A 23,879-nucleotide genomic window follows, 5' to 3' on the forward strand; every position below is an offset into this window, starting at 1 on the left:
ATGTCAGGTACACGACGTGCGCGCGTGGTGCGCGGGTCAGCGGGCGAAGCGCGAGGACGCGCTGGGCCGGCCCGTGGTGAGGTCCCGGAGCGCGCGCTGCAGGTGCGCGGTCATCCGCGCCGCCGCAGCGTCGGTGTCACCGCTCTCGATGATCGCGAGCAGGTCGCGGTGCTCGTCGGACATGTGCATCGGGGACTTCCAGGACGGACGCAGCTGCGACATGCACAGGCGGATCTCGCCGGTCATCGAGCCGTACAGCCGCTCCAGCCGCGACGAGCCGGCCGCGCGCGCCAGCGCCTGGTGGAACGCGAGATCGGAGTCGACCACCTCCGACCACGGCGAGCTCGGCGTGAGCGTCGTGAGCCGCGCGACGGCCGCGTGCACCTCTTCGAGCGGCGCCGCGCGTTCCAGCGCGTTGCGGACGATCAGGCACTCGATCGGGATCCGCACGACGAACAGGTCCTCGACGTCCTCGCGCGTCATGCGGGGCACGTAGGCGCTGCGGTTGCGCTCGCGGACCAGCAGACCCTCGTGGCACAGCGTCTGGATCGCGGCGCGCACCGTGGGGCGGGCGACGCCGAACTCGCGCGTGAGGTCGGCCTCGGGCAGCGGGTCGCCCGGCTCGATCGCGCCGTCGAGGATCTTGTCCCGCAGCGACGCCACGACGGCCTCGGTCAGCGACACCGGGGCGACCGCCAAGCCGCCCATCAGGCCACCCGCGTTCGCGGGGTGAACATCGCGGCCGTCTCGGTCAAGAACGCCTCCACTCGGCAGACCCTATCCTGTCACACAGTTAGACACAAGCTTTCCGTGAAGGCCCGCTCATGCGGGCCTTTTGCGTCGGCGGACACGGCGGGGAGAGCGCCGGTCGCCACGACCGGCGCTCACCCCGCACGGGTCTACGGCGTGGTGGTGGAGAGGGTGAAGACCAGCGTCTTCCCGTACCGCCCGGCCCGCAGCGCGTCGGTCTCGTCGATCGCCTGTCGGGCGTCGATCGCGAGCGACCGCTTGCCGGTCGGGGCGTCATAGCGCGCCAGCACGAGCGGCGCCCCGGTCGTGCTGAGCGCCGCGAACCCTCCGGCGCCCGCCCGCAGCTGGACCGGCCGCGGCAGCGCGGAGGCGCCGTTGACGAGCCGGCCGGTGGCGTTCGCGCTTGGATCGTGCACGGACAGCTGGGCCTGTGGCTCGCTCGACACGACCGAGCCGGTGAGCGTCGCGGCGTACTCGTCCGTCACGCCCGGGAGGAACGTGCCGAAGGTCGCCGCCGCTCCGAGCGTGAGCCCGAGCGCGCCGGGAACCTCACCGCCGACCGTCACCGACGCCTCGGCGCCCGAGAGCGGCGGCTGGCCGAGCTTGCGCAGCCGGATGTTCCGGAAGAACACGTCGTCACCGGCGGCGTGGTTCTGGATGCCGATGAAGCCGGGGATGGTCATCCGGTTCGGGTCGGTGTTCGTGAAGTCGTTGATCTTCACGCCGTTCAGGAACACCTGGATCCGCTGGCCCTCGACGACGATCTCGTACTCGTTCCATTGCCCGGCGGGCCTGAGGGCGGCGTCGCGGGCGGCGGCGTCCGGCGCGCTGTAGTTGTAGATCGAGCCGGTGGTGGAGTCCGCGTCGTCGGTCGGGTCGATCTGGACCTCGTGCCCGCGCGTGAACGCGACATTCCAGTCGTTGCCCGGGTCCGGGAACCCGACGAAGACGCCGGAGTTGTCGTCGCCCGCGAGCTTCCAGTCGAGCTTGAGGCTGTACGTGTCGAACCGCTCGCCCGGCCACCACAGCATGCCCGCGTTGCCCACCGTCTTCAGCGAGCAGTCGGCCTGGCGGGCGAACGACCCGGCGCTGGCCTGCCGCCAGCCGGCGAGGCTATCGAGCGTGCCGTCGAAGAGGCTGGTGTAGCCCGTGCCCGCGGCCTGGGGCGTGCAGATGTCCCGCTCGGCGCCGAGCTTGAGCAGGTCGACGTTGACCCACCCGTCGTCACCCGCGTCGTAGCGCAGCGTGATCGTGTTGCTGCCGGCCTTCAAGTCGAGCTGGCGGGTCGTGAACGCCCACGTCTTCCAGTCGACGGTGCTCGGCAGTGACAGCGGCTCGACCTCCGTGCCGTTGACCAGCAGCGAGACGACCTTCGTCTTCGCGCTCGGGTTCGGCCCGTTGGAGTACCGGACGTGCACGGGCTGTGTGCCGGCCTGCGCCGCGTCGACCGTGAACGTGACCCCTGAGCCTTGCGTGGTCATGTTGTCGACGAAGCCCGACCCCGAGTACTTGCTGTGGTCGGTGTTGATGCCGGCCCCACCGAAGACGGACGCCTCCTCGGCCTCGTAGAGGCCGAGATCGGCGGGCGCCTGGTAGCCCGGCACGGCGTTGGCCGTGTACCAGACCTCGGTGCTCCACAGCTGCTCGCCGTCCGCGGCGCTGAACGGCCGCGCCGAGCGCAGGTGGACCACACGGCCGGGCTTGACGCCGGGCACGACGAGCTCGACGGTCTTGCCGTCGGCGCCGACCGTCGCCGCGGTCACGGCGAGCGTCTCCTGGTCGAGCTTGGGCCCGCCGTAGCCGGCGGTCGCGTTGTAGCGCCACTGCTGGGCCTGATAGCGAGCGGCGAGACCCAGCCGCGTCTCCGGCGACAGCGGCTTGGTGTACGTCAGCTTGAAGCCGGTCTCGGTGATCTCCGTCTTGAGGATGTCCATCGTGACCGTGTCGTTCGCGCGCAGCTTCTGGAAGCCGTAGCGCAGCTTGCCCGGCTGGTTCCAGTTGCCGTCGTAGCCGATGCCGCCGAGGTAGAGGTCGCCGTCGGGGCCGGTCGCGACCTCGTTGATGCCGGCCTCCAGGCCCTGCGTCATCCGGTACAGCGCGCCCTGCAGCTTGCCGTCGACCTCCTCGAGGTAGACGCGCTGCAGGCCCCCGTAGGTGACGTCACCGATCGCGAGCTGTCCCGCGAAGAGGCCTTCCTCCATCACGACCGGGGTCGACGGCGAGTTGGCGATCTCGTTGTGCGGCATCCACACGACCGGCGGTGTGACCGGCTGGCCGTCGAAGCGGCCCGGGACGCTGGCGCCGCTGATCGGGTCGCGGAACGTCGTGAACATGTTGTAGAAGCCGCCGGGCTTGATCTCCACGAGCTTGCTCGTCGGCACCCAGCCGCCCTGGTTGTCGGTGACGAGCAGCCGCCCGCCGGGACCGAAGTTGATGCCGTTGGGCGTGCGCAGCCCGCCCGCGATGTACTCGATGACGCCCGTGTCCTTGTTGACCCTGGCGACGGTGCCGCGGTCGGGGGACGGCTGGGGGAGGGTGGTCAGCCCGGCGCGGTCCAGCGCGCCCGACAGCGCGACGTAGAAGTGCCCGTCCTTGTACGGGAGTCCGAAGGCGAACTCGTGGTAGTTGTTCGCGTACGGCCAGCTCGCCAGCCGGGCACGGCCCTCGAAGAAGCCGTCGCCGTCCGCGTCGACGAGGCGGTCGAGCCCGGCCTTGGTCGAGACGTACGTGACGCCGTCGACCACCGCGACCCCCTGCGGCTCCTGCAGACCCGTGGCGGTCTCGGTGTAGGTGACCTTGGAGACGTCGACGTCTCCCTGCACGTTCGTGACGCGGTACAGCTTGCCGTTGGAGGAGGTCTGGGCGGCGCCCCACGTGAGCACGGCCGCGCTGCCGTCCGGGTACCAGGCGATCCCCGACACGTCAGGGCGGAACGCGTCCGGTCGCAGGTTGCTCAGCGTGAAGCTGGGGTGGACGCGGTTCAGCGGCGAGCCGTCGCCCGGCAGGTCGGTGAGGTTCTCGCACTCCTTGACACCCGGCGCGACCACGCGGGCCCCGCCGCCCTCGACCGAGAAGACGGAGCTCGGCACGGTCTCGAACGTGGACTGCCCCGGCCGGCGCCACTGCAGGTTCAGCCGCGCGCCGCCTCCGGCCTGGAAGTAGCGGATCTCCACGGTGTGCGCGCCCGCCGCGAGCGTGACGTCGCCGTCCTTGGGCGTGTCGCCGTGCACGCCGTCATGGTCGATGACCTGCCGGTCGTCGATCAGCAGCCGGGAGCCGTCGTCGCTGATCAGGCGGAACGTGTACGCACCCGCCTGCGCGATCTCGAGGTCGGCGACCACCTGCGCGACGAAGTTCGACGTGTAGGACTCCCAGTCGGCGGCCGTGGTGAAGTCGACGGTCGGCCGGAGCACGTCCACGTTGGGCGTCTGGCCGGGCTTGAGGTTGCACAGCGTCTGCAGCGGCGCGTTGACGTTGAAGATCCGCAGCGTCACGCCCTGCTCGGTGATCTCCGTCGTGGGGGCCACGACGATGTGGTCGATGTTGATGGGGCCGTTGTTGTCCGGCCCCGTGTGCAGGTCGATCTGGTTCGTTCCCGCCGTCAGCGGCACCAGCACCGTCACGGTCGACCACGTCGCCCAGCTCGCCGTCACGGGGAACAGGACGGGAACGTGCGTCGTGCCGTTGACGGTGAGGGTGAAGCGGCGGCTCGCGAGCCCGGAGCCGGGATTGGCGTTGGCGTAGCGGACGGTCACGCGATGCGTGCCGGCCTCGGTCGCGTTGACGCGCAGGACGACGCCGGCGGCGCCGAACAACCGGTCGACGAAGCCCGTGCCCGTGTAGCCCGCATGCTCGGTCTGCGTTCCGGCGCCGTCGTGCAACGTGCCGGATTCGGCCTCGCAGACGACGTTCAGCGCGCATGGCGTGGACTGCGCCGCCGCCGGTCCGGCCCAGAGGGCGAGTGCCGCCCCCGCCAGGGCCAGCACGCGCGAAGTCGCTCCCATCCGCGATCGCGCCCTCCGCGCGAAAGGTCGTTGCCCTGTACCGCCCACGGCTCTCGACACGTCTCTCTCCCCTCGTGCGGACGTGCCCGCGATTTCGCCGGGCGCGAACGCACTTACATTGGTGACCGACGTATTCGTTCTACCAGTCGACGAATTGATCCGCAAGTGCGGCCGCGGCGATCCGCGGCCACGCTCGCGGCTCGCGTCAGGTGGCGACGCGGAAGCGGCTGACCAGCGCCTCGAGCTGGTCAGCGGTCTGGGCGAGGCCCGCCGCGCCGGCGGCGATCTCTTGCGCGGATGCGCTCGTCTGCTGCGTGGAGGCCGAGACCTCCTCGGTCGATGCCGAGGACTGCTCGGCGACGGCGGCCACCTCGGCCACGTCCGCCTGCATGCGCTCGGTGGCCGCGGAGATCTCGTCCACGGCCGCGACGATGCCGGAGACGCGGGTGTGCATGTCCTGCACGTCGCCGCCGATCCGCTCGAGCGCCTCGCGCGTGTGCTCCACCGTGGCGACGCCTTCCTGCGTGCGGCGCGCGCCGGCCTCGACGACCTCCACGACGCGCCCCGTGTCGTTCTGGATCTCCTCGATCAGGGTCGAGATGGACGCCGCGGCGGTCTGGGACTCCTCGGCGAGCTTGCGCACCTCCTCGGCGACGACGGCGAAGCCCTTGCCCTGCTCACCCGCGCGGGCGGCCTCGATGGCGGCGTTGAGCGCGAGCAGGTTCGTCTGCTGCGCGAGGCCGGTGATGGCCTCGACGATCGTGCCGATCCGCTCGGAGCGGTCGGCCAGCTCGCGGATGGCGTCGGAGACGGCCTCCGAGTTGCGCGCGACGTCGCCCATCGTGGTCGACGCGACGCGCGCCGCCTCGGCGCCTTCGTCGGCCACCTCGCGAGCGCGGCTGGCGGCCTCGGCGGTCTCGCGTGCCGACGACGCGCTCTCGGAGGCGATCCGCGCGGCGTGCTGCGCGGCGTCGCGGACCGACTCGACCATCCGGACCTGGCGCTCGGTGCCCTCGGCGACGTCGCCGACGGCGGACGCGATCTCGTGCACGGCGCGGCCGGTCTCGTTGCTGGTCCCGGCCATCTCCTCGGAGGCGGTGGCGACGGTCGCGGCGGTGCTGGCCACCTCGCCGATCATCTCGCCCAGCTGCGCGCGCATGGCGTCGTAGCCGGTGACGCCGCGCCGCGACTTCTCGATCATCTCGTTGAACACGGCGGACAGCTCGCCGAGCTCGTCGCGGCCCTCGACCTCGACCGGCTCGGTGACGGCCTGCGCGCTGCGGGTGAAGTCGCCGCGCGCGGCGGCGTCCAGGCCACCGGCGAGGCTCTCGAGGTCGGTGTCGTTGAGGCTGTGCAGGCGCGCGCGCAGGCGATGGACCGGACGGGTCACCGAGCGCGTGACGAGCCACACGGCCGCCGCGGAGAGCAGCGCGAGCGCGATGGCGAGCGCGATCAGCACGGTCCGCGCGCTCACGTACGTGTCCTTGGCGTCCTGGACGTGCGCCGCGCGCGCCTTCTCGGCGAACGCGATCCACTGGTCGAGGTCGCCGATCAGCGCGACCAGCGGCCCGACCTCACGCTTGAGGACGGCGTAGGCGCCGGCGTGGTCGCCCTTGCGGCTGAGCGGCAGGAACGCGGCGCTGGCGGTCTTGTAGGCCTCCCAGTTGGCCTTGGCGCTGGCGGCCAGCTTGCGGTCCTGCTCGTCGACGTAGAGGCCCTCGTACTGCTGGAAGGCCTTCTGCATGATCGCGTCGTGCTCGGCCATCTGGGACTCCTGGTCCGCGCGGCCGGCGTCGTCGGTCTGGTGGGCGTGGGCCAGCTGGTCCGCGCGGTACGCGACCATCGCGAACTGGATCGAGCCGAGGTTCTTGACGGCGGGGATGTCCTTGTGGCCGAGCCGCTCGGCCGTCTCGTACTCGCTGCCGAGCGAGCGGACGCCGAAGACGGCGAGGATCAGCAGGCCCGCCGCGACGGTGCCGAACACGGCACCCAGGCGCACGGAGAGCCGCAGGTTTCTGAAGAGTTGCATCGTGAGTCCAAATCGGGGGGAGAGAGCTGCCCGGAGGCATTGCCACCCGTTATCGGCACCGCTCAAGGACCGTTGAGGTCAGCGTTCTGCCGTCGCCCCGTGGGGAGGGGGCCTGCTCCACAATTGAAGGTCCCCGGCCGGAGGAGGAGAGGGTGAGGCCGCGGCGCTGTGGAGCAGGCCCGCGGTCTCTATCGGGCGGCTGCGCGAGGACCTTTAGCGCGAGCTCGAGAACTCGACGGCGAGGTCTTCGAGATGGCGCATGACGACGGCGATGTCCCCGACCAGCTCGTCGATCGACGACGTCTCGGCGTAGAACGGCGCGCCGATCACGACGCGCACGCGCGGCTGGGGGCGGACCCGCGCGCTCGGGTCGGGCGTGCCCTGCGCGACGACCGGGATGATCGGCGGGTTGACCGTGAGCGCGACGAGCGCGGCCGCGCGGGTCGGAAGGGGGGCGCCGAAGACGAAGCCCAGCGAGTGCCCGGCCGTCAGCTCGTCCGCCGTGCTGGTGGCCGTGACGTGCGTCCCGTACCGCGTGGGCGTGACGAGGGCGCACGCGGTCAGCTCGCGCGGGACCAGGCGGTCGAGCACCCACCGCTGGTTGGCGACGAAGAGGGCGGGAGCGGCGAGCGGCCAGCGCTGGCCGCTGAAGTCCAGGTAGTCGACGCGCGTGCGGCCGGACCGTCGCGCCAGCGACTGCAGCCCGGTGCCGAGGTTCTCGCCCTTCATGGTGCCGACGCTACGCCAGCCGGGGTCCCGCGGCATCGCATGAAGTGCATATCTCTCGAAGCGGGGCGACATATATGTCAGCGCCGCCGACGCTTGCGTCGGCCCGCACCCACGCTGTAGGTTCCCTGCGCAATGTGTGCGGTCGTCGGAAACGGTGTCCCGTCGATGTTCGCCCCAGGGGACGAGCTCGGCGACTATGTGATCGAGCGGCGCCTGGGCGCGGGCGGCTTCGGCGAGGTGTTCCTCGCCGTCGAGCGGTCGCTCAAGCGCCGGGTCGCGCTGAAGTTCGTGCGTCCCGCGTTCGCCGCCGACGCCGGGTTCGTCGAGCGCTTCGAGCGCGAGGCCGACGCGATGGCGCTCGTCGAGCACCCGAACATCGTGCCGATCTACGCTCGCCGGGAGGAGGACGGGGTCCGGTACCTCGCGATGCGCTACGTGGCCGGCGGCTCCCTCGACGCCTACCTCGCCGGACAGCCGCGGCTCACCGACGTGGTCGAGCTGCTCGCGGGCGTGGCCGAAGGGCTCGACCACTGCCACGCCCGCGGGGTCGTGCACCGCGACCTCAAGCCCGCCAACGTCCTCGTCGACGCCGAGCGCGGCTGCGGCCTGCTGGCCGACTTCGGGATCGCGGACGCCGAGGACTTCTCGACGATGACGGCCCCGGGCAACCTGCTCGGCACGCGCGCCTACATGGCGCCCGAGACGCTGATGGGCGGAGCGGCAACACCCGCGAGCGATCGCTGGGCGCTCGCGGCCATCGCCTACCGCGCGGCCACCGGCACGCTGCCCCACGGGCGCACCGATCCACCCGGCGCGCCGCCGGTGCGGCCGTCCCTGCGTGACGACCGGTTCGGCCCGGCCGTCGACCGCGTGCTGTTGCGCGCGCTCTCCGCCGATCCCGCCCGTCGCCACGACGACGCCCGCGCGTTCATCGCCGAGCTGCGCGAGGCCATCGAGCCGCCCACGCATCGCTCGTCCACGCCGCCGCCGACGCTTCCCGCGGCCCGCACGCTGCTTGCCAGGCGGATGTGGAGCGTCGCCGGCGCGGCCGTCGTGCTGCTGCCGGTGGCGGCCTACGGCGTCGCCACGCTCACCGACCGCGCCGCCGCGCACTGCCATCCCGCGTACGCCGGCGCGTGCCTGAACCCCGACGCGGGTGACTACGACTGCCGGTCCGGCGGCGGGGACGGCCCGAACTACGTCACCCACGCCGTCAGGGTCGTCGGCGAGGACGTCTTCGGCCTCGACGGCAACGGCGACCACGTCGCGTGCTGACCGCCCGCGAGCCCCGCCCGGCTGGGTAAGAATCCGCCCGCCCGCTCGCTTCGGCCGGCGGCGCGGAGAACGATCGGCGCGGCATTCGAACTCGAGGGGGCGACGCGTGAGCCGGAACGGTCCGGCCTCGGCCGACCCCAGAGAGAGAGGGTATGGATGACGCGCAAGCGACGGTTCTTGACTCCGATCGTGGCGTTCGCGGTCGTGCTGGGAGGTGTGCTGGGGCAGAGCGCCAGCGCGATGGCCCAGCAGAAGCTCCAGGCGCCGAACACCGCGCTGTTCGGCGCCGCCGTGTCGGTGAGCGCCGACGGCAACCTGGCGCTGGTCGGCGCGCCGAACACGGACGGACCGCTCGGCGCGGCGTACGTGTTCGCGCGCAGCGGCCGGACGTGGACGCTGCAGCAGAAGCTGCAGGTCCCGCACCCGGTGCAGCTCGGCGCGCTGCGGTTCGGCTCGTCGGTGTCGTTGAGCCCGGACGGGCGGACGGCGGTGATCGGCGCGCAGGGCAGCAACCCCGCGATCGGCGGTGAGGACGCGGCCTACGTGTTCACCCGCGGCTTCGTCGGTGGCTTCACGCTGCAGCAGAAGCTGGTCAACCCGGCCGGCGGCTTGTCCGGCAACGCGTTCGGCACCTCGGTGTCGATGGGCGCGGACGGACGCACCGCGCTGGTCGGCGCACCGTCCCCGACGGGCGGCGCCGGCGGCGGGTCCGCGTATCTGTTCGCCCGCAACCTGGCCGGGCTCTGGATCCTGCAGCAGCGGCTGCTGCCGAACGACACCAGCGACTTCGACGGCTTCGGCACGTCGGTGGTGCTGGGTGCGGACGGCCGCTCCGCGCTGGTCGGCGCGCCGTCGAAGGGCGGCACGGGCGCGGCGTACACGTTCGCGCGCGGCTTCGTCGGCGCGTTCGCGCAGCAGCAGAAGCTGCAGGCGGCGGACCGCGCGTCCGGCGACGCCTTCGGCGGCGCCGTGGCGCTCAGCGGTGACGGCCGGACGGCGCTGATCGGCGCCGCCCAGAAGGAGGTCGGGCAGTTCCAGGGCGTCGCCTACGTGTTCGGGCGCAACCTGCTGGGCAGCTTCTCCCAGCAGCAGCGCCTGCAGGCCTCCGATCGCGCGGCCAACGACGGCTTCGGCGGCGCGGTGGCGCTCGACCGCGGTGGCAGCCGCGCGCTGATCGGCGCGCGCGGGACCGACGGAGACCGGGGCTCGGCGTACGTGTTCGGCCGGGGCTTCGTCGGCGGGTTCAACCAGCGTCAGGAGTTGCAGGTTGCCCCACGGGTGGCCGGCGACTTCCTCGGCTGGTCGGTGGCGCTGACGTCGGCCGGCGACACGGGCCTGATCGGCGCACCGGAGCTGCGGAGCGGCACCCCGAGCCCGGGCTCCGCCTACGTGTTCACCGGGCTCAACTGAGCCACGCACGCCGGCACCGGCATCACCCATTGGTGCGCCGGTGCCGGCGACGGGTTGGCGGACGCCGCCGCGACGCGATCAGATCTTTGGCGAGGAGCTGCCCATGCATGCACGTACCGGGACCGATGACCGCGCGACGACCTGCGCCGAGCTGACTCGGCCGTCCTCCTGGGGCCACAGCCGCGGGGACTCGATCGCCGCCGGCCGGATCGTCGCGAGCCGCCTCGGCGGAGGCGCCGAGTACGAGGTGCTCGTCGTCGAGGACGAGCGCTTCGGGCGCGCGGTCGCCAAGGTCGTCCGGCCCCACCTCGTGGCGGCGGGCGCGGCGTGCGCGCTGCTGGCGCGGGAGGCGGCGGCGCTCGCCGCGATCTCCTCGCCGTTCGTGGTCCGCCCGCTCGACGTGGAGCTCGAGGTCGAGCCGCCGCACCTGCTGGTCGAGCACGTCGAAGGTCCGACGCTGCGCCGCGTGCTCCGCCGCCGGGGGCAGCTGCGTCCCGACGAGGTGGTCTGCCTCGGCGCGACCCTGGCACTCGCGCTCGCCGCGGTGGCCGACAGCGGGTGGCTGCACCTGGACGTCAAGCCCGAGAACATCGTCATGGCGAGCCCGGCGTGCCTGCTGGACTTCAGCATCTCCCAGCGCATCCACGGCGCGATGGCGTGCGACCCGCTGGTCGGCACGCCGGCCTACATGGCCCCGGAGCAGCACGCGGGCGCGGCGGGCACGCTCGGTCCGGCGGCCGACGTCTACGCGCTGGCGGTCACGCTCACGGAGGCCCTCACGGGGGAGCTGCCGACGGGCGCCGGGATCCGCTCGCAGCTGCTGCCGCCACCGTTCGAGTCCCTGCTGGGCCGCGCCCTCGCGCCGCACCCCGACGTGCGCCCGAGCGCCGCGGAGCTGGCCGACGCGCTGCTCGCGCCGCTCGAGGCGGCCGGCGGGCACGCGGAGCGCCGGCGCGTCGGCTAAGCGGCGGCGCGGAGCCCCGTCGCCGCCGTCAGGGCCGCCACGAACGCGGCGAGCCCGGGCGCGACCGGTTCGTCGCGCGACACGACGGCGACGTGTGCGGCGACGCCGCCGGCCACGGGCGTCAGCAGCGTGCCGAGCATCGCCAGCCGGGCACCCGCCGACGCCGGGACGATCGCGCGCCGCCCGGTCGCGCTGACGTCGAGCAGGAGCTGCTCGAGGGTTGCGGCGGGATGGTCGACGAGCCGCGGATGCAGCCCCTCGGCGACGAAGCTCGCGGTGACCGAGTCGTGGAAGCCGGGGCTCGTCGCCCGGGCGAGCACGAACAGCGGCTCGGCGGCCAGCTCGGCCCACGCCACGGGGCGACCGCGCGCCGTGGCCGCGACCACCGCCGCGTGCTCGGTCGCGACCGGCACGACCCGGAACCCGCCCACGGGGGCCGGGAGGACGACGATGGCGGCGTCCGCGCGGCGGTGCTGCACGTCGTCGAGCAGGCGCCCGCAGCCGTCGACGCGCAGCTGGACGGGCCCGAGGTCGTGGCGCTCGCGCAGCGTGCGCAGCGCGCCGGGCAGGGCGGCGGGCAGCACGTCGGGCGTCAGGCCGACCCGCAGCCGCGTGGCCGACACGTCGCGGGCGCGGCGGGCCGCCTCCTCGATCTCCGCCGCCTGGGCCAGCAGCCCACGGACGTCGACCAGGAACGCGGCGCCCGCCTCGGTGAGCCGCACGAACTGCGAGGTCCGCTCGAACAGCTGGACGCCGAGCTCGGACTCGAGCTTGCGGACGTGCTCGCTCACAACCGGCTGGGTCACGTACAGGCGCTCGGCGGCACGGCGGAAGTGCAGCTCCTCGGCGACGGCGACGAAGGAGCGGACGCGGCGCAGATCCATGAGCCGCATACGTTGCGTGAACGGGCCGCACGCGGCGGATGCTCCTTGGGCGGGCGCGTACGGAACATCCGATCACGTGAACGTCAGAGCCGATTGCGCTAGCGGCGCGGAGCCGGAGACTGGCGGGATGACCGGAATCGACGTCCAGACGGAGCCCGTGCGCGGCGAGCTCGGCGCCACGATCCTCGGCCCGCGGAACGTCGCGGTCGAGGCGGAGAACCCGACCTCGATGGCGGCGCCGCTGACCGACTCGGGAACCGTTCCGAACCTCAAGTACCCCTACGCCCAGGCCCACAACCGCGTGCTGACCGGTGGCTGGGCGCGCGAGATCACGACGCGTGAGCTGCCGGTCGCCGTGGACATGGCCGGCGTCAACATGCGCCTCAAGCCGGGAGCGTTCCGCGAGCTGCACTGGCACAAGGAGTCCGAGTGGGCGTACATGCTCGCGGGCGGCGCGCGGATCACCGTGGTCGACGCCGAGGGCCGGAACTTCATCGACGACGTCGGCGCGGGCGACCTCTGGTACTTCCCGGCCGGGCTCCCACACTCGATCCAGGCACTGGCTGACGGCTGCGAGTTCCTGCTCGTGTTCGACGACGGCGCGTTCTCGGAGAACGAGACGTTCCTGATCACCGACTGGTTCGCGCATACGCCGCGCGACGTGCTGGCGCAGAACTTCGGCGTGCCCGAGACCGCGTTCGACGCGATCCCACTCGACTACGAGCACTCGCGCTACATCTTCCCCGGCCCGGTGCCGCCGTCGATCGAGCGCGAGCGGGTGCTCGCGCCCGCCGGGCGGTCACCGATCAGCTACAGCCACCGGATGCTCGCGCAGACGCCGACCGAGACCGCCGGTGGCCGTGTGCGGATCGTCGACTCCTCGACCTTCCCGGTCGCGCAGACCATCGCCGCTGCGCTCGTGGAGGTCGATCCGGGCGGGCTGCGCGAGCTGCACTGGCATCCCAACGGCAGCGAGTGGCAGTACTACCTCCGCGGGACCGGCACGATGACCGTGTTCGCGTCCGGCGGGAAGGCGCGCACGTTCGACTACCAGGCGGGGGATGTCGGCTATGTGCCGTTCGCGATGGGTCATTACGTCAAGAACACCGGCGACGAGCCGCTCGTGTTCCTGGAGCTGTTCCGCAGCGACCGGTTCGCCGACCTGTCGCTGAACCAGTGGATGGGCCTGGTCCCGCCGGCGCTCGTGCAGGCGCACCTGAACCTTGATGACGCGACCGTCGCCGCGCTGGCCAAGGACAAGCCCGTGATCGTGCCCTGAGCGCGCCCGTTCGGGGCGACCGGTCGCCGGCCGCCGCCGGTCTTAACCGCCGGCCGGTACGCCCGGGAACGTGGGCAACCGCAACCCGTGGCTGGCGACCGACGTCCTGACGGACCCCCGAGCCCGCGCGCGTGAGCTGCGGGAGGCCCGTGCGCGGTTCTTCGGCGCGGGGACCGCGAACGGCGTCCGCCCGCTGATCCTCGCCTCCTGGCGCCGGAGCCTGGCGGCCGGGCTGCGCTCCGGGGACGTCTCCCCGGCGCCCGCGCCCGACGACGACGCGAGCGCGCGCTGGGACGCGCATCCGCTGCGCGCGGGGCTGCCGTTCGTGCGCGACGCGCTGGCCGCGATCGCCGAGGAGGCGCAGCACCTGACCGCGATCGCCGACGCCGACGGCCGGCTCGTGTGGATCGACGGGCCCGCGCGACTGCGGCAGGCGGCGGCCGAGCTCGGCTTCGTCGCGGGGGCCGTGTGGAGCGAGCGCGCCGCCGGCACCAACGGCATCGGCACCGCGCTCGCCGTCGACCACGCGGTGCAGGTGTTCGCCGGCGAGCACTTCATCGACGCGGCCCAGCCCTGGACCGCCGTCGCGGCGCCGGTCCACGCGCCCGCGACCGGCGCGATCCTGGGCGCGATCGGCCTGATGGGCCGGCTCGAGACCGTGCACCCGCACAGCCTCGCGCTCGCCCTGGCCGCCGCCCGGGCGCTCGAGGACCGGCTGCTCGCCGCGCAGCACGAACGCGACGCGGGCCTGCGCGAGCGTCACCTCGACCGCGTCGTCCACTCGGCTGCGCCCCGGCGCGCCCTCGTCGGCTCTGACGGGCGCGTGCTGCTCGCCGAGCCCCGTGGGTGGCTGCCACCGGCGGTGACGGTCCCGGCGGGCGGCGGCGACGTGCGGCTGCCCGGGGACGTGCACGCCGTCGCGGAGTCGCTCGGCCCCGACGGCGCCTACCTGCTGCACGCCGGCGAGTCGCGCCCGCCGCCGACCGAGCCCGTGCTGCACCTCGCCACGCTCGGCCAGGACCAGGGCGCCGCCCGCCTCGGCCGCGAGGCGCTGCGCCTGCGCCAGCGGCACACCGAGCTGCTCGTGCTGCTCGCGCACCGCCCCGACGGGATCGGGGCGGAGGAGCTCGCGGAGGCGATCTACGGGGACGAGGGGCGCCCCTCGACGGTCCGCACGGAGATGTTCCGGCTGCGGCGGCTGCTGGGCCGGTGGATCATCAACGCGCCGTACCGGCTGACGATCCGCGTCGACGCCGACTTCCTCGAGGTGCAGCGGCGCCTGCGCGCCGGCGCGGTGCTGGAGGCGGCGCAGGCCTACCCCGCGCCGCTGCTGCCGGACTCCGACGCGCCGGGCGTCGCGGCGCTGCGCGACGAGCTCGACGACTGGATGCGGCGCGCGGTGCTGTCCGACGGAGGCGTCGAGACGCTGTGGGCGTGGCTGCAGAGCGCCTCCGGCCGCGCGGACGCCCCCGCCTGGAAGCGCTTCCTCGCCACGGTCGACTTCGGCGATCCGCGCCGCTCGCTCGCCGCCTGCCGGGTGGCGCAGCTGCGTGCGAGCGGGCTGTAGCGCGAGTGCAACCCGGACCCGCCTACAACCGGAGTACCGGATCCAACCAGCCAAAGGAGGTCACATGATCGGTGCCATCGCCTGCACCGGTGCGATACGCCACCCGATGGCGGCCGAGAACGGATCGCCTGACTGAGCTCCGGTCGAGCTGCCCCTCGACCGCGAGGTGGGCGTGCGCGAGCGACGGTGACCCGGCGCTCGAGCAGATCGTCGAGCTCCGCGGCCGGCCCTCGTCCCCTCCTCAACGAGCCCGCCCGGCACACAGCGCCCGTCTTCGGCATGACGTGCGCGCTTCTGGAGTCCTCGGCGTGACCCCGGCGATGAATGCCCGCCGGGAGGCCCGCCACCAGGTCGTCCCCCGCGATCGCTCCCGGGTCGCGGGGGACGCCTTCGTCGCGCTCCCTTCGAGCGTCGGCGACTGTCCCGCGGCCGCACGGCGGCCGTGACTCGAACGCGACCGCGGAGGGCTTGATGATCTGGGTCTACGGGATCTGCGCGCGCGACGCCCGGCCGCCGCTGGACGTGCGCGGCCGCGGTGAGGCGCCGCTGGAGACGGTCGCGCACGGCGGCCTGCTCGCGGTCGTCAGCCAGGCCGCGGACGGCGACGAGCGGCCGAGCACGGGCGCGCTGCACGCCCACGCGCGCGTGGTCGACGCGCTGATGGACGAGACGACGGTGCTGCCGGTGCGGTTCGGGACCGGCTTCGCCGGCGCGCTCGCGGTCCGCTCGGCGCTCGCGGTCCGGCGGACGCCGCTGCTGCACGCGCTGCACCACGTCGACGGCTGCGTCGAGATGGCGGTCCGCGCGAGCGTGCCCGACCGGCCGCGGCTGGCCGCGGTCGACCAGCTCCCGTTCCCGCCCGACCGGCGCCTGAAGGCCGCGCTTCACGAGCCGCTCGGGGGCCTGGCCGTCGCCGTCCGGGTGTGGCCGGCGCTCGTGCCCGGGGAGGTGCTGCGCGCCGCCTACCTGGTCCCGCGCGCGGAGCTGCCCGCGTTCCAGGAGGCCGCGGCCGAGCTCGAGCTCGAGTTCCCGCGGGTCCTGCTGACGTGCACCGGACCGTGGCCGCCGTACTCGTTCGTGGAGTGATCAGCGCACGCGCAGCGTGCGGTCGGTGGCCGGCCCGAACGCGGAGCGGCTGGGACCGGCGGCCACGCTCAGCGTGTGACGGCCGCGGCGCAGCACGCGCCGGAGCTGCTTCCCGGTGAGGGCGACGGCCTGGCGGCGGCCATGCACGGCGGCGACGACCCGGGTCAGGACGACGCGGCCGCCGCGCGCCAGCTGGACGCGGATCACCTTGGCCTCGGCCGGCGCGTCGAAGGACACGCGCAGGCCGTGCGCGCGAGCCCGGGTGAGGGTCACCCGCGACGGCGCGCGGACGCCCCGGACCCGCACGACCGGCGGCAGCGGCTCCTGCACGGCCGGCGGCGCCGCCTGCGGCGGGACGGCCGCGGGCGGCGGCGGCGTCGGGGGCGATGGGTCGCCGACCGGTGGAGCCTCGCGCGGCGACCGCTGCGTGAACGTGGCGGGCACGCCGGTGATGTGCGCCGGGGCGGCGGTGCTGACGTCCGGGACCGCGTAGACCCCGGCGACGGTGACCGTGCCGTCAGCGAGGGGCGCGAGGTCCTGGTGCGGGACGGTGGCCGTCCAGGTCCCGTCGTCGGCGAGCGCCGCGGCGACCGGCGCCGTCGTCCGCGCGCCGTCCGTCGCCGTCACCGTGACGTCCGTCGCCAGCGGTTGGGCCACGCCGCGCACGACGAGGTCGGCGCCGCTGCCGCCCGCCAGCTCGGTGACGGCGTTATGGGCGTACGCCGTGATGTCGCCGCAGCCGATCGCCGGTCCGCCGCTCGTGGGCTCCGGCCCGGGCGCCACCACCGTGCTCAGCCCGCTCGAGAGCGCGACGGTGTCGCCCGCGCGGATGTCGGGCGTCAGGCCGGTCCCCCCGGGCAAGGACAGCGCTCCCGCGTGCCAGCAGTCGCCGTCCGGGTCGAAGATCGTCGGCGTGGTCGTGTTGATCGTGAACGGGAGGATCGAGGCGACCTCGACGTACTGCCCGATCACGACGGGTGTGCCGGTGCGCGCGTCGGGACGCGTGACCTGGGCGGTCGTCGCGCCGACCGGGATGCCGGTGGCGATCACCGAGTCGCCGGCGGCGTCGACGCGCAGCGTGGCCTGTTGGCCGTGCGCGACGGCGGGCGTGCTCGCGGCGATGACGCACGCCGCGAGCACGGCCCCGCCGGTGAGCGGCGTGCGGTTCGTCATGGTCAGCGGACTCTGAAGCGCTCGCGCCTGGCCCGAGACTGGTCCGAGGGCCGGTGCACGTCGCGCCTGAGGTCAGGCGCGAGCCCACGGTGAGCCGTCATCGTGTCGCCCTTGGGAGCCTCGGTGGAGCCGACCGGACTGCGCGGCCGGGAACGCCACTGCGCGGCGCTCGAGCAGCTGGTCGAAGCGGTCCGGTCCGGCGAAGGGCGCGCACTCGTGCTGCGCGGCGAGCCGGGGGTGGGCAAGAGCGCGTTGCTCGGGCACCTGGCGCAGGTCGCGACCGGCTTCCGGCGGCTGCGTGCCGTCGGGGTCGAGTCCGAGATGGTGCTGCCGTTCGCCGGGCTCCACCAGCTGTGCGCGCCGCTGCTCGACGGGCTCGAGCGGCTGCCGGCGCCCCAGCGCGTCGCGCTCGCCACCGCCTTCGGCCTGAGCGACGGACCCGCGCCCGACCGCTTCCTGGTCAGCCTGGCGGCGCTCAGCCTGCTCGGCGAGGCGGCCGAGCGGCAGCCGCTGCTGTGCCTGGTCGACGATGCGCAGTGGGTGGACCGCACGTCCGCGCAGGTGCTCGCGTTCGTCGCCCGCCGGCTGCTGGCCGAGCCCGTCGGGATCGTGTTCAGCGTCCTGGACACGCCCGCCGACTTCGCCGGGCTGCCCGAGCTGCTCGTCGAAGGCCTCGACCACGGCGATGCGTGGGCGCTGCTGGACTCCGTCGTCGCCGGGCGCCTGGACCGGCGCATCGGCGACCGGATCATCGACGAGACCCGCGGCAACCCGCTCGCCCTGCTCGAGCTGCCCCGCAGCTGGACGCCCGCCGAGCTGACGAGCGGGCTGGCGCTGTCGGACACGGCCCCGCTGTCCACGCACATCGAGCGCAGCTTCCTGCGCCGCGTCGCGCAGATGCCGGCGGACACGCAGCGGCTGCTGCTCGTCGCGGCCGCCGACCCGATCGGTGACCCGGCGCTGCTGTGGCGGGCGGCCGCACGGCTCGACCTCGACCCGGAGGCGGCGCTGCGTCCGGCCGGCGACCTGATCGCGGTCGACGCCCGCGTGCGCTTCCGTCACCCGCTGGTCCGCTCGGCCGTCTATCGCGTGGCCACGCCCGAGGAGCGCCGCCGCGCGCACGCGACGCTCGTGCCCGCCGAGCTCGACCCCGACCGGCGGACGTGGCACCGCGCCCATGCCGCCGACGGTCCGGACGAAGCCGTCTCCGCCGCGCTGGAAGCGTCGGCCGACCGCGCGCAGGCACGCGGGAGCCTGGTCGCGGCGGTCGCGTTCCTGGAGCGGGCGGTGCAGCTGACGCCGAACGCCGGGCGCCGAGCCGCGCGTGCTCTCAAGGGCGCGCGGGCGGCCCACGCGGCCGGTGCGTCCGAGTCCGCGCCGGCGTTGCTCGAGATCGCCCGTGAAGGCCCGCTGGACGCGCTCGAGCAGGCGCGCTGCGGGCTGCTGGAGGCGCAGATCGCGTTCACCCGCAGCCGCGGCCGGGGCGTCGCCTCGCGGCTGGTGACGGCGGCCCGGCGGCTGGAGCCGCACGATCCCGCGCTGGCGCGGACCGGGTACCGGCAGGCGTTCTGGGCCGCCTGCTTCGCCGGCCACCTCGCCGATCCCAGCGGCACGCTCGACGTCGCGTTCGCCGTGCGTGCCGCGTCGGCGCGCCCCGCGCCGCGCCCGCCGGCCGACCGCATGCTCGACGGGCTCGCCACCCGCATCGTCGACGGCTACCGCGCCGGGGCGCCGGAGATGCAGGCCGCGTTGCGCACCTTCCGGACGGCACTTCCGGAGGGTCGCTTCGACCTCGCGTGGGTCTGGCTCGCGGTCGACCTCTTCGACGCCGACGCATGGCTGGAGCTCGGCACCCGCCAGGTGCAGGTCACGCGCGACGCGGGCGGGTTGACGATGCTGCCGCTGGCGTTGCACACGCTCTCCTCCTGGCATGAGCACGCCGGCGAGCTGTCCGTCTGCGAGTCGCTGCTCGACGAGGCCGACGCGATCCTGGCCGCGGTCGGCCAGGCGCCGATGACCCACGCCCGGCTCGGCCTGGAGGCGCTGCGCGGCGGCGACGTGCCCGCGCTGATCGAGGCGAGCATCAGCGACGCGACCGAACGCGGCGAGGGCATCCTCGTCCGTCACGCCGAGCACGCCGCGGCCCGCTGGCACAACGGCCTCGGGCGCTACGACGAGGCGCTGCGCTGGGCCCGGTCCGAGCACGAGCACAACCCGCACGTGTTCTACATGACGGCGTTGCCGGAGCTGGTCGAGGCGGCCGTGCGCTGCGGCGAGGACGAGCTCGCGAGGCGTGCGCTCGAACCTCTGCGCGAGCGGGCGCACGCCGGCGCGACGCCGTGGGCGCGCGGCGTCGAGGCACGCGCCCGCGCGCTGCTCAGCGACGGCGACGAGGCCGAGGTGCTGTACCGGCAGGCGATCGCGTTGCTCACGGACTCGCGTCTGCGGGTCGAGGCCGCGCGGGCGCAGCTGCTCTACGGCGAGTGGCTGCGCGGTCAGGGCCGCCGGCGTGACGCGCGTCATGAGCTGCACAGCGCCCAGGAGCGGTTCACCGCGATGGGGGCGACCGTGTTCGCCGAGCGCGCCGCGCGCGAGCTGCAGGCGATCGGCGGCGCGGCCCGCAGCCGCGACGAGCGCGCGGGGGAGCGCCTGACGGGGCAGGAGGCGCAGATCGCGCGGCTCGCGCGCGACGGGCTGTCGAACGCGCAGATCGGCGGCCAGCTGTTCATCAGCCCCCGGACCGTGGAGTACCACCTGCACAAGGTCTTCGCCAAGCTCGGGGTCGCCTCACGCGATCAGCTGGCCGGGCCGCTCGCCGACGAGCCCGGCGCCGCGTAGGTGTCAGTCCCCGGCCGTCACCGGCGCCCGGGCGGTGAGCAGCGCCAGCGCGAACAGGGTGAGCAGGGGCGGCAGCGCGGCCGCGAGCGGGTGCGCGTGCACCAGCAGCAGGCCGCCGCCGAGGGCACCGAGGACGAGCCCCACGAGCACGCGGGCCATTCGCGCCGGGTCGGCCTGCGTCACGCGCCGGTCGGCCGCCTCGCGCGAGAGGTTGACCAGGGTCCCGGTCGCGGCCGTGGTGAAGACGCCCTTGATCTCGAGGGAGCCGATCGCGCTCGTCTGCATGCCCATGGCGAGGGCGGCGATCACCGCCAGCAGCGTCGCCGCGGCGCTGGACGGCTCGCCCTCGACCACCAGCCAGCCGCCGAGGAACAGCAACTCGATCCCGAGGACCACGCCCAGTGAGCGGGTCAGCCCGGTGGTGCCGTGGGCGCGGCGGGCGCGGCGGGCGCGGCGGGCCAGCCGAGCGGCCGCGAACACGCCGGCGGAGAAGGCCACGACGACGATGCAGACCCGGCCCAGGTCCGGGCCGCCCGGCGCGAACGCGTCCGCGGTCCCCAGCCCGAGGAAGACGAGGTTGCCGGTCATGAAGGCGCTGAACACCTTCCCGAAGACGATGAAGCTGATGGCGTCGAGCGCGCCCGATGCCGCCGACAGCAGCATCAGGGCGCCGTCGCCCGAGGTGGGGTGGGTCCGCATCGTGCAACCGAGGCTGCCGCCCGCGGCGAGGGCGTGGACCGGGAGCGCGACGCGTCGCCACCTTCGGGCGAGGCCGCCTCAGCCGAGCTGCGTGATCGTCGCTTCGACGTCGTCCGCGAGCCGCAGGGAGTGCTCACGCACGAGCCGTTCCGCGCGGTCGGCGTCGCGCTCGTGCAGCGCCGTGACGATCGGCCCGTGGTCCACGAGCAGAGGGTCGCCCGGGTCGCGCTCGGCGGTAACGATCCCACGGACGTGCGCGAGCAGGTTGTCGGCCATGCCCGTCAGCACGGTCGAGTGGCCGAGCTCGACGATCCGCGCGTGCAGGCGCAGGTTCTCGCGCGAGTACTCGTCGAGCCGGCCGGTGCCGGCCGGCTCGGCGAGCTCGCGCAGCTCGGCGTCGGACGCCCGCTCGCAGGCCAGGCGGGCCGCGGCGGCTTCCAGCGCGCCCCAGGCGATCAGCATCTCGACGACCTCGGCCTTGCTCTTGCGCAGGATGTCGACGCCGCGGCGGGGGCGGATGCGCACCAGGCCCTCGTGCTCCAGGCGGGCGAGCGCCTCGCGCACGGGCGTCCGGCTGACGCCGAGCTCGGCCGCGAGCCGCTTCTCGTCGAGGCGGAGGTCCGCCGTGGACGCGTACACGTCCATGGCCAGGATCGCCCCGCGCAGCGCGTTGTAGGTGAGCTGCCCGACGCTCGCGGTGGCGTCGGTCAAGGAGGGCACCTCGAGCGCGTCCGTGGGCGTGCGCGCGAGCAGCTGATCACCGAGACTGGGCGCTTCTGGCATCTGGTATACACGATACCATCAGCGACGGGTGGGCGACGCGTGTCGCGGTGCGCTCGATCGCCACGTCGACGAGCGCCGGGCGCCGGTGGCGCTCGGCCGTCTCGACCGCCCATCCGAGCGCCGCGGCGATCGCGTCCGGCCGCTCGACCCGCCGTGCGAACGCGCCCGTGTCCGGTGGGTCGTCCATCCGGTCGGCGGCGTCGAGCAGCACGACCACGAGCGGCACCGCGTGCCGGGCGGCCACCGAGAGCTCCTCGACCAGCGTGGTGCGGTCGCCCACGATGGCGACCACCGTCGCGTCGGGGCGGCCGAGCTTCGCGCCCATGCAGGCCGCGAGCTCCCACCCGGGCGGTCCGGACCGCCCGCGGATCAGGTGCTGACGCGGCTGGTGGGCCTCCTGGAACTGGCCGGAGACGATCTCGTAGAGGTCGATGGCGGTCACGAACACGGTGGCGGCGTCGAAGTGCCGGTTGAGCTCGCGGAAGACGCGCTGCGGCTTGATCGGCGTCTCGTCGTGGTCGTCCCGGCGGGCCAGGGCCGCGCGCCGGTGGGGGACGCGGGCCGCCCAGGCGTTGCCGTTGCGGCCCAGCCCGACACGTCGCCGCGCACCCTCCAGCAGCGCCTGCAGCGCGAGCTTGGCGTCGCCGACGATGCCGAGGTCGGGGCCGAGGACGCGGCCGAGCTCGGTCGGGTCGACGTCGATGTGGATGAACGTGCGGTCGCCGCGGTAGACGTCGAGGTCGCCCGTGTGGTGCTCGGCGAAACGTGCGCCGATCGCGAGCACGAGGTCGGCGTCCAGGAGCGCCTCGTTCCCGGCGCGCGTCTGGACGCGAACGCCCGCGAGGCCGGCGTACAGCGGATGGTCGTGCGGGATCGTGCCCCAACCCATCAACGTCGGGAGGACCGGGATCTGCAGCAGCTCGGCCAGCTCCACCAGCTCCGCGGCGCCGTCGGCGCTCACGACGCCGCCGCCCGCCAGCAGCAGCGGGCGGGCGGCGGCGAGCAGCCGGTCGAGGGCGCGCTCGATCGCGAGCGGGTTCGGGGCGATGCGGTGCGGCCTCAGCGGCGAGTCCGCCTCCGGCGCGTAAGCGATGGGATCCGCCAGCACGTCGGTGGGCACGGCGACGTGCACCGGACCCGGGCGACCCTCGCGCGCGAGCCGGAAGGCGTCCCGCAGGACCCAGGGCAGCTGCTCGGGGCGGTCGGCGAGATAGCTGCGCTTGACCACGGAGCGCACCACGGCGCCGACGTCGACGGCGCCGAGGTGATGGCGATCCACGTGCGCGGGCGGGGTCTGCGCGGTGATCGCCAGCAGCGGGACGGAGTCCGACATGGCCGTGTGGAGGCCGGCGACGAGGTTCGCGTCGGTCGGCTTCAGCGTGCCGGCGCAGACGCCGACGCGGCCGGTGGCGCGGCTGTACCCGTCGGCGGCGTTGGCCGCGCTCTCGCCGTGGCGCGCGGTGAGCCGCCGGATCGACGAGCCGCTCAGCCCGTCGTACAGCGGCGCGAGCGACGGGTCCGGGACGCCGAACACGGCGTCGACGCCCTCGGACTCGAGCACCTTGACGGCTGCGTGGATCGCGGTGAGCTGCGTCATGGGTCGGCCTTCCTGGTCGTGCGGGGTGGGGCGGCGGGCCGGCTGGTCCCGCCGAGGGCGGTCACGAGTGCGCACACGCGCTCGTGCCAACGCCGGTCGACGTCGAGCTCGAGCGGCTTGCCGTCGACCTCGAGCACGAGCCGGTCGAAGAGCAGGTCGCCACCGGGCCACACGGTCTCGTGCACGCGCACGCGCGCCGTCGCCCGCGGGCAGCAGAGCGCGATCTCCGTGCGGATCTGCCGGCGGGCGAGCACCAGCAGCCGCTCGCGGGTGAGCACGAGCGCGCAGTGCTCACACCCGTCCAGGTCCAACGCGCGCCGGGTGCGGTGCGGCAGGTCGATCGTGTCCAGGACGGCGACGAACGGCTCGTGGGCGAGCGCCGCCAGCACCTCCTCGGCGTGCTCGTGCTCCTCGGCGGGCACGCGCAGCGCCCAGCGCTCACCGGCGAACGCCACCACGAGCTCGTTCGGAGGCGTCCACGTCGCGTCGGCCACGACGCGCGGGAGGTCGGCCACCGGCTGGTGCGCGTCGAAGACCACGAGACGGCGCTCGGTGACGATCACCGAGCGCGGCCCGTGCCGCAACCGCAGGCCGGCCGCCACGCCACGAGCCGACGCGACGACGGGGTCCGCGACCTCCGGCAGCAGGGCGTCAGGCGGGCGGTGCCGCACGCGCGTTCCGGACTAGCCCGTTCGGGGCGCGTTCCCCGCGGTTCGCTACCCGTCGGCGGCGCGGCGGCTCACGCTCGACTGTGGCGGGCGTCGGCTCGCCCGCCCTGGCGCCTGCCGGCGTACCTCGACCGGCTGACGCCC

At 74.3% G+C, this 23,879-nt stretch carries 17 protein-coding genes; 7 read left to right on the plus strand and 10 right to left on the minus strand.

Annotated features, from left to right (window positions below; all coding sequences use genetic code 11):
* Window positions 1-36 precede the first annotated feature (36 nt).
* From C8N24_RS23840 to C8N24_RS23855, 4 genes are all read right to left on the minus strand, one after another.
* Window positions 37-708 (minus strand): GntR family transcriptional regulator, encoded by a 672-nt coding sequence (locus tag C8N24_RS23840; RefSeq protein ID WP_121254846.1) that lies wholly within the window; start codon window positions 706-708, stop codon window positions 37-39.
* 191 nt (window positions 709-899) lie between these two features.
* Window positions 900-4,754 (minus strand): 3-keto-alpha-glucoside-1,2-lyase-like domain-containing protein, encoded by a 3,855-nt coding sequence (locus tag C8N24_RS23845; protein WP_121254849.1) that lies wholly within the window; start codon window positions 4,752-4,754, stop codon window positions 900-902.
* Between the two features lie 205 nt (window positions 4,755-4,959).
* Window positions 4,960-6,783, minus strand: a complete 1,824-nt coding sequence (locus C8N24_RS23850; RefSeq protein ID WP_121254850.1) for a methyl-accepting chemotaxis protein — start codon at window positions 6,781-6,783, stop codon at window positions 4,960-4,962.
* Window positions 6,784-6,996: 213 nt separating this feature from the next.
* Window positions 6,997-7,512 carry a lysophospholipid acyltransferase family protein gene (locus C8N24_RS23855; RefSeq protein WP_147447958.1) on the minus strand — a complete coding sequence of 172 codons (516 nt, stop codon included), beginning with the start codon at window positions 7,510-7,512 and terminating at the stop codon, window positions 6,997-6,999.
* Window positions 7,513-7,677: 165 nt separating this feature from the next.
* Here C8N24_RS23855 and C8N24_RS23860 point away from each other — a divergent pair, with 165 nt between their 5' ends.
* The 3 genes from C8N24_RS23860 (at window position 7,678) to C8N24_RS23870 (ending at window position 11,161) form a co-directional block, all read left to right on the plus strand.
* Window positions 7,678-8,787: a serine/threonine-protein kinase gene (locus C8N24_RS23860; protein ID WP_170179361.1), complete on the plus strand. Its 1,110-nt coding sequence runs from the start codon at window positions 7,678-7,680 to the stop codon at window positions 8,785-8,787.
* A 177-nt stretch (window positions 8,788-8,964) separates the two neighbouring features.
* Entirely contained in the window at window positions 8,965-10,197 is a 1,233-nt protein-coding gene (locus tag C8N24_RS23865) for a hypothetical protein (RefSeq protein WP_170179362.1), read from the plus strand.
* A 103-nt stretch (window positions 10,198-10,300) separates the two neighbouring features.
* On the plus strand, window positions 10,301-11,161 hold the full coding sequence (locus C8N24_RS23870) for a protein kinase domain-containing protein (RefSeq protein WP_121254859.1): 861 nt from the start codon (window positions 10,301-10,303) through the stop codon (window positions 11,159-11,161).
* Here the strand turns inward: C8N24_RS23870 and C8N24_RS23875 are convergent.
* Window positions 11,158-12,045 carry a LysR family transcriptional regulator gene (locus tag C8N24_RS23875; RefSeq protein WP_170179363.1) on the minus strand — a complete coding sequence of 296 codons (888 nt, stop codon included), beginning with the start codon at window positions 12,043-12,045 and terminating at the stop codon, window positions 11,158-11,160. The genes C8N24_RS23870 and C8N24_RS23875 overlap by 4 nt on opposite strands.
* A gap of 127 nt (window positions 12,046-12,172) precedes the next feature.
* Here C8N24_RS23875 and C8N24_RS23880 point away from each other — a divergent pair, with 127 nt between their 5' ends.
* The 3 genes from C8N24_RS23880 (at window position 12,173) to C8N24_RS23890 (ending at window position 15,977) form a co-directional block, all read left to right on the plus strand.
* Complete coding sequence (locus C8N24_RS23880) at window positions 12,173-13,324, plus strand: oxalate decarboxylase family bicupin (protein ID WP_121254863.1); 1,152 nt, start codon at window positions 12,173-12,175, stop codon at window positions 13,322-13,324.
* A gap of 70 nt (window positions 13,325-13,394) precedes the next feature.
* A complete protein-coding gene (locus tag C8N24_RS23885; protein WP_121254866.1) occupies window positions 13,395-14,891 on the plus strand; it encodes a helix-turn-helix domain-containing protein in 1,497 nt (498 codons plus the stop codon).
* A 471-nt stretch (window positions 14,892-15,362) separates the two neighbouring features.
* Window positions 15,363-15,977: a GvpL/GvpF family gas vesicle protein gene (locus C8N24_RS23890; protein ID WP_170179364.1), complete on the plus strand. Its 615-nt coding sequence runs from the start codon at window positions 15,363-15,365 to the stop codon at window positions 15,975-15,977.
* Here the strand turns inward: C8N24_RS23890 and C8N24_RS23895 are convergent, their stop codons facing one another.
* The gene (locus C8N24_RS23895; protein WP_121254870.1) at window positions 15,978-17,150 is read right to left on the minus strand and encodes a hypothetical protein; all 1,173 of its coding nucleotides are present in this window, start codon (window positions 17,148-17,150) and stop codon (window positions 15,978-15,980) included. It lies immediately after the preceding gene.
* Window positions 17,151-17,252: 102 nt separating this feature from the next.
* Between C8N24_RS23895 and C8N24_RS23900 the strand changes: the two genes are divergently transcribed.
* Window positions 17,253-19,988 (plus strand): helix-turn-helix transcriptional regulator, encoded by a 2,736-nt coding sequence (locus C8N24_RS23900; RefSeq protein ID WP_425474460.1) that lies wholly within the window; start codon window positions 17,253-17,255, stop codon window positions 19,986-19,988.
* Window positions 19,989-19,991: 3 nt separating this feature from the next.
* Here C8N24_RS23900 and C8N24_RS23905 read toward each other — a convergent pair whose 3' ends face one another.
* The 4 genes from C8N24_RS23905 to C8N24_RS23920 all read right to left on the minus strand — a co-directional run bounded on the left by C8N24_RS23905 (window position 19,992) and on the right by C8N24_RS23920 (window position 23,738).
* The gene (locus C8N24_RS23905) at window positions 19,992-20,687 is read right to left on the minus strand and encodes a DUF1275 family protein (protein ID WP_121254874.1); all 696 of its coding nucleotides are present in this window, start codon (window positions 20,685-20,687) and stop codon (window positions 19,992-19,994) included.
* A 78-nt stretch (window positions 20,688-20,765) separates the two neighbouring features.
* Complete coding sequence (locus C8N24_RS23910) at window positions 20,766-21,470, minus strand: GntR family transcriptional regulator (protein WP_121254876.1); 705 nt, start codon at window positions 21,468-21,470, stop codon at window positions 20,766-20,768.
* Window positions 21,445-23,067 carry a thiamine pyrophosphate-binding protein gene (locus C8N24_RS23915; RefSeq protein WP_121254878.1) on the minus strand — a complete coding sequence of 541 codons (1,623 nt, stop codon included), beginning with the start codon at window positions 23,065-23,067 and terminating at the stop codon, window positions 21,445-21,447. The genes C8N24_RS23910 and C8N24_RS23915 overlap by 26 nt, the downstream gene beginning before the upstream one ends.
* Window positions 23,064-23,738 (minus strand): hypothetical protein, encoded by a 675-nt coding sequence (locus tag C8N24_RS23920; RefSeq protein WP_121254880.1) that lies wholly within the window; start codon window positions 23,736-23,738, stop codon window positions 23,064-23,066. The genes C8N24_RS23915 and C8N24_RS23920 overlap by 4 nt, the downstream gene beginning before the upstream one ends.
* Window positions 23,739-23,879 lie beyond the last annotated feature (141 nt).

The organism is Solirubrobacter pauli (genome assembly GCF_003633755.1).
GTDB lineage: Bacteria > Actinomycetota > Thermoleophilia > Solirubrobacterales > Solirubrobacteraceae > Solirubrobacter > Solirubrobacter pauli.

Coding starts and splice junctions, on each gene's coding strand:
- C8N24_RS23905 (WP_121254874.1), bottom strand. CDS start 20,687: ATGCGGACCCACCCCACCTCGGGCGACGGCGCCCTGATGCTGCTGTCG.
- C8N24_RS23890 (WP_170179364.1), top strand. CDS start 15,363: ATGATCTGGGTCTACGGGATCTGCGCGCGCGACGCCCGGCCGCCGCTG.
- C8N24_RS23910 (WP_121254876.1), bottom strand. CDS start 21,470: ATGCCAGAAGCGCCCAGTCTCGGTGATCAGCTGCTCGCGCGCACGCCC.
- C8N24_RS23850 (WP_121254850.1), bottom strand. CDS start 6,783: ATGCAACTCTTCAGAAACCTGCGGCTCTCCGTGCGCCTGGGTGCCGTG.
- C8N24_RS23870 (WP_121254859.1), top strand. CDS start 10,301: ATGCATGCACGTACCGGGACCGATGACCGCGCGACGACCTGCGCCGAG.
- C8N24_RS23840 (WP_121254846.1), bottom strand. CDS start 708: ATGGGCGGCTTGGCGGTCGCCCCGGTGTCGCTGACCGAGGCCGTCGTG.
- C8N24_RS23880 (WP_121254863.1), top strand. CDS start 12,173: ATGACCGGAATCGACGTCCAGACGGAGCCCGTGCGCGGCGAGCTCGGC.
- C8N24_RS23915 (WP_121254878.1), bottom strand. CDS start 23,067: ATGACGCAGCTCACCGCGATCCACGCAGCCGTCAAGGTGCTCGAGTCC.
- C8N24_RS23895 (WP_121254870.1), bottom strand. CDS start 17,150: ATGACGAACCGCACGCCGCTCACCGGCGGGGCCGTGCTCGCGGCGTGC.
- C8N24_RS23860 (WP_170179361.1), top strand. CDS start 7,678: ATGTTCGCCCCAGGGGACGAGCTCGGCGACTATGTGATCGAGCGGCGC.
- C8N24_RS23845 (WP_121254849.1), bottom strand. CDS start 4,754: ATGGGAGCGACTTCGCGCGTGCTGGCCCTGGCGGGGGCGGCACTCGCC.
- C8N24_RS23855 (WP_147447958.1), bottom strand. CDS start 7,512: ATGAAGGGCGAGAACCTCGGCACCGGGCTGCAGTCGCTGGCGCGACGG.
- C8N24_RS23875 (WP_170179363.1), bottom strand. CDS start 12,045: ATGGATCTGCGCCGCGTCCGCTCCTTCGTCGCCGTCGCCGAGGAGCTG.